The organism is Nocardia sp. NPDC005978 (genome assembly GCF_040614455.1).
Lineage (GTDB): Bacteria > Actinomycetota > Actinomycetes > Mycobacteriales > Mycobacteriaceae > Nocardia.
In genome coordinates this window covers 1-8,719 of sequence record NZ_JBEXUS010000188.1, presented here as the reverse complement: position 1 = coordinate 8,719, position 8,719 = coordinate 1, and the positions used below count along the sequence as shown (strand labels likewise).

The window sequence follows — 8,719 nt, the reverse complement described above, 5'->3', positions numbered from 1 at the left end:
GCGCCACCGTGAAGGTGGCGCGTTCGCCGTTTCCGAGTAATGCCGAACACGCCGGGACTGTGAAACCGGACCAGGCAACATTCTCGTAACCCGGCGACCCTTAGACTTGGCAGTGCGTCGCAGCCGTGCGGGAGAGCCCCGGGTATGGATGTCCCGTCCGGGGCAGCCGGATCCGGGCGCCGAAGGAGCAGCACCTCCCCGTCAATCTCTCAGGCACAAGGGACCGTGCGGAGTTTCGACGCCTCTGGAAAGTGATGGTCCGCGAGCCATCCGCCCATGGTGAAAGGGATTCGGCCACAAGGCCGGAACCCGAATCTCTCAGGCGCCAAGGACAGAGGGGGAGGGCAGCAGCCCGTCGGCACACCGCCGACCCCGCCCACCCTTGGAGCCCTCGTGACCTGGACTCGTACCTTTGCCGACCGCCACATCGGACCCGACAGCGGCGAACTCGAGCGCATCCTGTCCGTCGTCGGCGTCGCCTCGCTGGACGAACTGGCGGCGCGCGCGGTGCCCGCCAGCATTCTGGACGCGGCGACCGGCAACGGGCTCGCGGTGCTGCCGCCGGCGGTGAACGAGCACGAGGTGCTGGCCGAACTGGCGGCGCTGGCGAACTCGAACACGGTGGCCACCACCATGATCGGGCTCGGCTACTACGACACCCTCACCCCGCCGGTGCTGGTGCGCAACCTCATCGAGAACCCCGCGTGGTACACCGCCTACACCCCGTACCAGCCCGAGATCAGCCAGGGCCGGCTCGAGGCGCTGCTCAACTTCCAGACCATGGTCTCCGACCTGACCGGCATGGACGTGGCCAACGCGTCGATGCTGGACGAGGCCACCGCCGCGGCCGAGGCGATGACGCTGCTGCAGCGCGCGAATCGCTCGAGCAAGTCCCAGCGCCTGCTCATCGACGCCGATCTGTTCCCGCAGACCCGCACGGTGCTGTTCACCCGCGCCGAACCCCTCGGCATCGAGATCGTCGAGGCCGATCTGGCCGACGGCCCCCTGCCCGAGGGCGAATTCTTCGGCGTGCTGCTGCAGCAGCCGGGCGCTTCGGGCCGCATCGTGGACTGGACCCCGGTCATCGAGGCCGCGCACGCGCGTGGCGCACTGGTCGCGGTCGGCGCGGACCTGCTGGCGATGACCCTCATCACCCCGCCCGGCGAACAGGGCGCGGACTGCTGTTTCGGCACGACCCAGCGCTTCGGCGTCCCGCTCGGCTTCGGCGGACCGCACGCGGGCTACCTGGCCGTGCGTACCCCGCACGCGCGCCAGCTCCCCGGCCGCCTGGTCGGCGTCTCGGTCGACGCCGACGACAACGTCGCCTACCGCCTCGCGCTGCAGACTCGTGAGCAGCACATCCGCCGCGAGAAGGCGACCTCGAACATCTGCACCGCCCAGGTGCTGCTGGCCATCGTGGCCGCCATGTACGCCTCGTACCACGGCGCGGACGGGCTGCGCTCGATCGCGCGCCGCGTGCACGGGCACGCCCAGTGGCTGGCCGCCGGGCTCGGTGACGCCGTGGTGCACCAGAACTACTTCGACACCGTGCTGGTGCGCGTGCCCGGCGGCGCGGAGTCCATCGTCGCCAAGGCCAAGGGCGCCGGGATCAACCTGCGCCTGGTCGACGGCGATCACGTCGGCATCGCCTGCGACGAGGCGACCACCGACGCGCACGTGGTCGCGGTGCTGGACTGCTTCGGCGCGGAGATCCCCGTCGGCCCGGAAGGCGCACTGCTGCACGGCAAGCAGCGCCCGCACATCGAGAACCGGACCTCGGAGTACCTGACCCACCCGGCCTTCACGCGCTACCGCACCGAGACCGCCATGCTGCGCTACCTGCGCGGGCTCTCGGACAAGGACATCGCGCTGGACCGCAGCATGATCCCGCTCGGCTCCTGCACCATGAAGCTCAACGCCGCCGCGGAGATGGAATCCATCACCTGGCCGGGCTTCAACCAGGTGCACCCCTACGCGCCCGTCGAGGACGCCCCCGGCCTGATCCGCCTGGTCGAGGATCTCGAGGGCTGGCTCTCCGCGGTCACCGGCTACGACCGAGTCTCCCTGCAGCCCAACGCCGGTAGCCAGGGCGAGTACGCGGGGCTGCTGGCGATTCGCCGGTACCACCTCGATCGCGGCGACACCCACCGCGACACCTGCCTGATCCCCTCGAGCGCGCACGGCACCAACGCCGCCTCGGCGGCCATGGTCGGTATGCGGGTGGAGGTCGTCAAGACCAAGGCCAACGGTGACGTGGATCTGGACGATCTGCGCGCCAAGATCGCCGACCACGCCGAGCGGCTGGCCTGCATCATGATCACCTACCCGTCCACGCACGGCGTGTACGAGCACGAGGTCGCCGAACTCTGCGCGATGGTGCACGACGCGGGCGGTCAGGTGTACGTGGACGGCGCGAACCTCAACGCACTGGTCGGGCTGGCCCGCCCGGGCAAGTTCGGCGGCGACGTCAGCCACCTGAACCTGCACAAGACCTTCTGCATCCCGCACGGCGGCGGCGGCCCGGGCGTCGGCCCGGTGGCGGTGCGCGAGCACCTGGCCAAGTACCTGCCCGGTGATCCGCTGGAGACGGGTTCGCACGCGGTGTCCGCGGCCAAGTACGGCTCGGCCTCGATCCTGCCGATCACCTGGTCCTACATCCGCATGATGGGCGCGGACGGGCTGCGCGCGGCCACGCTCACCGCCATCGCTTCGGCCAATTACATTGCGCGCCGCCTGGATCCGCACTTCCCGGTGCTGTTCACCGGCGACAACGGCATGGTCGCGCACGAGTGCATCCTGGACCTGCGCGAGATCACCAAGCGCACCGGCGTCACCGTCGACGACGTGGCCAAGCGCCTGGCGGACTACGGCTTCCACGCCCCGACCATGAGCTTCCCGGTGGCGGGCACCCTCATGGTGGAGCCGACCGAGAGCGAGAATCTCGAGGAGATCGACGCGTTCATCGACGCCATGATCGCCATCAAGGGTGAGATCGATCAGGTCGAGGCGGGCGTGTGGCCGGTCGAGGACAACCCGCTGCGCGGGGCCCCGCACACCGCCCAGTGCCTGGTCGGGGAGTGGGAGCACCCGTACAGCCGGGAGACCGCGGTCTACCCGCAGGGCCTGCACGGCGCGCGGGCCAAGGTGTGGCCCTCGGTGCGGCGCATCGACGGCGCGTACGGCGACCGCAACCTGGTCTGCTCCTGCCCGCCGCTGGACTCGTACGCGGAGTAGATGTTTCGGGCCTGCGCGCCCGAGCCGATCGCGAAAGACGCCGATCACGAAAAACGCAGCGCCCCATCGGTTCCCGGAACCGGTGGGGCGCTGTGCCGTCGACGCGGCGCGTGCTGCGTCAGGCGGCCGACGGCTTCCAGGTCGCGATGGCCCAGATGACGACGACGTTCAGGGCGATGATCAGCAGCGACCACGCCGGGTAGTAGGGCATGGACAGGAAGTTCTCGATGATCGAGAACGCCGCCAGGATGATGGCGATCACGCGGGCCCAGTCTCTGCCCGCGATCAGGCCGATCGCCACGATGACCTCGAGGGCGCCCATGATGATGTGAATCCAGCCCCACGCGGTGGTGTTGAATTCGTAGACGTAGCCCGAGTTGATGACCAGCAGATCGTCCGCCGCGACGGCGGAGATGCCCTGCAGGATCGACAAAACACCGATGACCATGAGCAGAATGCCCGCCGCGATGGAGGTGCCCGCCGCGAAGCCCTGCTTGACCGAGTTCCCGGTTTCCGCATTGTGTGTCATGTGCCGAATATGCCACTTGTTTGCTAGCACATGTTGCAGTGTGGAGATCGTGTCGCGAGTGGTATCCGGCCGCGACCTGTCCGCAATCCGGCCGGACGTGGATCAGGGTGTGGTCAGGGCCTTCACCATGGCGGTACCGAAGGCCAGATCATTGGTGGTCGGCACCTTGGTATAGGTACCTCCCGTTCGTTCGCTCAGAGTTTGCAATGTCTGCGTTCCCGCACCGCCGATGACGATCACGTCCACCCGCACCGGTTTCGCTGGATCGGCGGCCGCGGCCAGTTCGGCCAGCAGCTTCTCCCCGGTGACGGGGGAGTCGTCATCGGGTCCGTCGGTGATGAGCAGGATCGAATTGGTGCGCGCCTTCGCGTAATCGGCGACGGCGTTGCGGTAGGCGGCCTGCAGGGTCGGGTAGGCGCGATCGGTTTTCGAGGTGCCCGGGGTGACCCCGGCCAGCCCCCGGGTCAGGGCCGCGCGCTGGTCGGCGGTCAGCGGCGCGACCGGGGTGACCACGCGGTACGGGGTCTCGCCGTCCACGTTCTTGGCGTAGGCCCATACGCCCAGGCCGAATTCCGGCGGCATCACCTGGGTGGTGGACCCCAGCGCGGCGATCGCGGTGGCCAGGCGGGTGGCCCCGCCCTCCTGGGTGGACATCGACGCCGAGATGTCCAGCAGCACCGTGGCGCTCACCCCGAGCACCGGATGCGCCACGATCTTGTTCACCTGTTCCAGCACGGCCTTGGGCGGTGCGGGGGCGGTCGCCGGGGGAGCGGCCCCGAAACCGTTGTCGGTGAACAGCTTCGACTGCTCGGGTGCGCGCAGGAAGTCGGCGAACAGCGTCGCGGCCAGCTTCTGCGACTGATCCAGCCAGTTGCCGCTGATCTGGGCCGCCGGATAGTCGTGCACCGGGCCGTTGCCGGCCGGCCGGAACGCGGTGAGCGGGGCCTTGGTTCTGATCTGCTGTTCGGTGGCGGGCACCGCGTGTACCGCCGCCCCCGCATCGGCGGCCGCGGCCAATTCGGTCAGCGCGGCGCCGGTGTCGGCCGCCGCGGGCGCGCCGGCGGCGAGCAGGGAGATCGCCGAGACCACCTGACCCGCGGCCACGGCCTTGTCGTCCAGTGGGTCGGTGCCCGAGACGCCGGAGCCCACGGCCGCGGCCACGGCCAGCGCGCTGTCCCCGGGCGGCAGCGCCAGCTTCAGCCCGCCCCAGCCGTCGAGGCCGATGTCGCCGAGCGAGCCCTGTTGCAGGCGCGGCAGATCCGCCCAGTTCACCGGGGCCGCCTCCAGGGCGCGGCGCAGTTCGTCCGGCACCGCGAGCGCGATCGGGCTCACCGCGATGGGCGCGGGTGTGCCCGCGATCAGGCCGGGCACCCGCATGAGCTCGATCGACCGGGCGGAATCGGGGATCCACAGACCCGGTTGCGGTCCGAGATCTCGGTTCCAGGGTGCGCCCGAGGTGAAGGAGGCGACCACGGCCGCGGTCGGCCGCGGGTTCACCGCCACCTCCGCGCAATGGTCGCGGACCTGCGGATTCGTCGCGTTGAAGCGGTCCGCCGCGGCCTGCACCGGAGCCGCGATCTCGGGGTCTACGGTCACGTTCAGGGTGGCGGTGCCCTCGACGCAGGCGGCGGCCGCGGCGTTGTCGCGATTCTCCGCACGCTGCTGTAGCCACGCCCAGCCGACCACGGCGAGCGCTAAGACGATCACCGCTACCACTGCGACAACCGGTCCTTTACTGACACCTCGTGACCGTCCCGCGGCGCGATGAGTACCCACGCGCGCCAGTCTATGGTCCCGGAAAATTGGCCCTGACCTGGGTCTGTGGCGGTCGCGCGGAAGTGGTGCGGAACACCGTGCCACCGGATTGCCGGATCGGGCCGCGGCGGTAGCGGGCGGGTGACTCCGGACACGACGCGGCGGCCGCGCCCGGGCACCGAAAGTGCCGGACGCGGCCGCCGGTTCCGCGGATCACTCGCGGATCATGTTCCCGCGGTCGTACTCGTGCCCGCCCCACACGCCGGACTGGCCGGTGCGCGCCGCGAACGCGCCGCAGTCGCGGCGGATCGGGCAGGTGTCGCAGATCGCGCGGGCGTACTCGAAGTCCTGCGACGGGTACGGAAACCACGCCTCATGGTTGGGATCACCCTGGCAGGCGGCATGCTGCCAGTAGTTCTTCGAGTCGGAGATGGGGAGCAGATCGGCCAGGGTCGGCTCCTCCGCCAGGGTGGTGGTGTTGGTCATCATCGGATCTCGCTCCTTTCGCTCCGATCACGCCTTTGCTGATTTCTTCTTCATCGGGCCCTACGAGGCCGCCAGGTCCTTCCAGACCTGACGCTGTCGGCGGGCTATGTCGTTGGGGGCCTTGGGCTCCCAGAGCAGGCGCATCCCGGCCTCCTCGGGGGTCCGGTCCGCCTTGGTCGTGTTGCAGGGTCCGCACGCGGCGATCAGGTTGGCCCAGGTGTTCGGGCCGCCACGCGAGCGCGGCTTGATGTGGTCGACGGTGCGAGCCCAGCCCGAGCAGTACCCGCAGCGAAAGTGGTCGCGGCGCAGGACGGCGGGCAGGGTGGCACGGCTGTTGTCGTCGGGCGCCAGGATCCGATGTTCGAGGTAGATGTAGCGCGTCAGCCGGATGGTTTCCGGCAGCGCGATCTCGACATCCTTGGAACGGATGGGGAAGTACGGCTCGTGATCCACCACCGGCTCGGCGCTGCCGGTCAGCAGCAGCACCACGGCGCGTTCGGCGCGGATCTCGGTCAGCGCCTCGAAGGAGGCGTTGAGCAGCAGTACTCCCCGGTGTATCCAGTTGTCTGCGGTTATCTCCGGACCTTGTGAATGACGGAACAGCATGGGGGTCACCATGTTTCGTGAAGAGGAAGAACAGAAAGGGGGAAGTGGAGGGCTTACGCCGCCGCCTGGAGGCGACCGGAATTCCGCTGATCGGTGCGCTCGTCGCGCCCGATACCGGTGTGCAACTCACGTGCGCTGTCGCCCGTGTCGCCGAGCTGTAGGCCCGACTTCGCCGGATACCGTTCCGAGAACACTGGATTCACTGCCGCCTCCTCCTTCCTGCTGGTCACGGCCGTTGCCGGCCGGTTCGATCGTCGTCGAAACATATGGTGACACAACGGACATGCCGTTGTCGGGTGATTTTTTGGTGGCCCCCACCGTGATCTGATAACGCGCGGACGGGCGGGTTTGTTCCGGCGGCCGGAATGACGGTTGGGTCACGATCGCGGCCGGGTGGCGGTTCGACGCCCATCAATGTCAAAGATTCTTTACATGAAGTCTGGTTTTCTTTACTCTGAAGTCATGCCCTTCGAAGAGAAGCGAACGTGGATCCTCGGGATCACCGCCGCGGTGTCGTATGCGATCTACGCGGTCGTTGTGCTGATTCGGGCGCGGGATTCGGCGCTCACCGAGGTTGCGTACGTCGCGCCCCTGCTGTGGGCGATCGGCGTCTCGATCGCGGTGTCCATCGTGGCGGCCATCGCCGTGGCGCTGCTCTCGCGCGAGGGCGACCGCAAGGATCAGCGCGACCGGGAGATCGATCGCATGGGCAGCGAGGCCGGCAACGCCTTCGTGGTGCTCGGCGCGATCGGGGCGCTGGCGCTGGCGCTGTGCGACGGCGATCGGTTCTGGATCGCGAACGTGATCTATCTCGGCTTCACACTGTCCGCGATCGTGGGCTGCGCGGCCAAGGTCATCGCGTACCGGCGGGGGTATCAGCCGTGGTGAAACAACCCACCAGGGTGACCAATAACATTCGCGCCCTGCGTTTTTCGCACGGTGAGATGACACAGGCCGAACTGGCCGATCGTATCGGGGTGACCCGGCAGACGGTCATCGCCATCGAGCAGGGCAGGTATTCGCCGTCGCTGGAGATGGCGTTCCAGATCGCCAGGGTGTTCAGCGCGCCGCTGGAGACGGTGTTCGAGTATCCGGAGGAAGAAGTTAGATGAAAGCCATCATCCAGTGCGAGTACGGCACGACCGCCGCGCTCTCCTACGCTGATATCCCCGAGCCGGTCGCCGGTCCCGGTCAGGTGCTGGTCCGGGTGCGCGCGGCCGGGCTCGACCCGAGCGTCTGGCACCTCATGACCGGTCTGCCGCTGATCGGGCGGCTCGCCCTCGGTGTGCGCCGCCCCCGGGTGCCGGTGCGGGGCTGGGATCTGGCGGGCGTGGTGGCGGCCGTCGGTCCCGGGGTGACCGAGTTCGCGCCCGGTGACGAGGTGTACGGCGGCGCGGACGGAGCGTTCGCCGAATTCGCCTGCACCGCTGCGGAGAAGCTGTTGCGCAAACCCGCGAATCTGAGTGTCGAGCAGGCGGCGGCGCTACCCATTTCCGGTATGACGGCGTTGCGTGGTTTGCGAAGCGTGGGGCGGATCGCGGCGGGGCAGCGGGTGCTGATCATCGGCGCGGGCGGTGGGGTCGGGCATCTCGCGGTGCAATTGGCCGTGCACGACGGCGCGCATGTGACCGGGGTGTGCAGTGCCGCGAAGCGCGATTTCGTGGCCGCGCTCGGGACCGAGCGGGTCATCGACTACACGAGCGAAAAGCTCACCGGCGTCTACGATCTCGTGCTCGACATGGCCGGCAACCGGCCGCTGTCGCAGCTGCGGGAACTGCTCACGCCCACCGGCACCGTCGTACTCGGCGGCGGCGAGAACGGCGGTCGCTGGTTCGGCGGCACCGAACGCAGCATGGGCGCGATGCTGCTCTCGCCGCTGGTGAAGCAGCGTTTGTGCGGGCTGCTGTCACTGCCGAATCCGGCGGATCTGGCCGCGGTGGGCGAGCTCGCGGCCGCGGGCGCGATGGTGCCGCGCATCGATCGCACCTTCGCCTTGGCCGACGCCGCCGCGGCGATCGACTATCTGACCGGGTCGCATCCGGCGGGCAAGGTCGTGCTGACGGTCTCCTGACCCGGCCCGGAACGCCGAATCCCCCGGCCGCGACGGCC

At 69.0% G+C, this 8,719-nt stretch carries 8 protein-coding genes and 1 riboswitch; of the genes, 4 read left to right on the top strand and 4 right to left on the bottom strand.

Going from position 1 to position 8,719, the window contains the following annotated elements:
* Positions 1 to 118: 118 nt before the first annotated feature.
* Positions 119 to 236: riboswitch (glycine riboswitch) on the top strand.
* A 157-nt stretch (positions 237 to 393) separates the two neighbouring features.
* A complete protein-coding gene (gene gcvP, locus ABZ319_RS39250) occupies positions 394 to 3,234 on the top strand; it encodes an aminomethyl-transferring glycine dehydrogenase (RefSeq protein ID WP_354991668.1) in 2,841 nt (946 codons plus the stop codon).
* Between the two features lie 118 nt (positions 3,235 to 3,352).
* On the opposite strand, the gene ABZ319_RS39245 is transcribed toward gcvP, so the two are convergent.
* From ABZ319_RS39245 to ABZ319_RS39230, 4 genes are all read right to left on the bottom strand, one after another.
* Positions 3,353 to 3,763, bottom strand: a complete 411-nt coding sequence (locus ABZ319_RS39245; protein ID WP_354991667.1) for a hypothetical protein — start codon at positions 3,761 to 3,763, stop codon at positions 3,353 to 3,355.
* A 102-nt stretch (positions 3,764 to 3,865) separates the two neighbouring features.
* Complete coding sequence (locus ABZ319_RS39240; protein WP_354991666.1) at positions 3,866 to 5,470, bottom strand: substrate-binding domain-containing protein; 1,605 nt, start codon at positions 5,468 to 5,470, stop codon at positions 3,866 to 3,868.
* Between the two features lie 261 nt (positions 5,471 to 5,731).
* Entirely contained in the window at positions 5,732 to 6,004 is a 273-nt protein-coding gene (locus ABZ319_RS39235; protein ID WP_354991669.1) for a WhiB family transcriptional regulator, read from the bottom strand.
* A 60-nt stretch (positions 6,005 to 6,064) separates the two neighbouring features.
* Complete coding sequence (locus ABZ319_RS39230; protein WP_354991665.1) at positions 6,065 to 6,610, bottom strand: HNH endonuclease; 546 nt, start codon at positions 6,608 to 6,610, stop codon at positions 6,065 to 6,067.
* A gap of 462 nt (positions 6,611 to 7,072) precedes the next feature.
* Between ABZ319_RS39230 and ABZ319_RS39225 the strand changes: the two genes are divergently transcribed.
* From ABZ319_RS39225 to ABZ319_RS39215, 3 genes are read left to right on the top strand one after another with little or no spacing between them, the layout of a single operon-like run.
* Positions 7,073 to 7,498 (top strand): hypothetical protein, encoded by a 426-nt coding sequence (locus tag ABZ319_RS39225; RefSeq protein ID WP_354991664.1) that lies wholly within the window; start codon positions 7,073 to 7,075, stop codon positions 7,496 to 7,498.
* Positions 7,499 to 7,512: 14 nt separating this feature from the next.
* Positions 7,513 to 7,722, top strand: coding sequence for a helix-turn-helix transcriptional regulator (locus ABZ319_RS39220; RefSeq protein ID WP_354991663.1), 210 nt, complete (start codon positions 7,513 to 7,515; stop codon positions 7,720 to 7,722).
* Complete coding sequence (locus ABZ319_RS39215) at positions 7,719 to 8,681, top strand: NAD(P)-dependent alcohol dehydrogenase (protein WP_354991662.1); 963 nt, start codon at positions 7,719 to 7,721, stop codon at positions 8,679 to 8,681. Before ABZ319_RS39220 ends, ABZ319_RS39215 begins: the two co-directional genes overlap by 4 nt.
* The last annotated feature ends 38 nt before the right edge of the window (positions 8,682 to 8,719 follow it).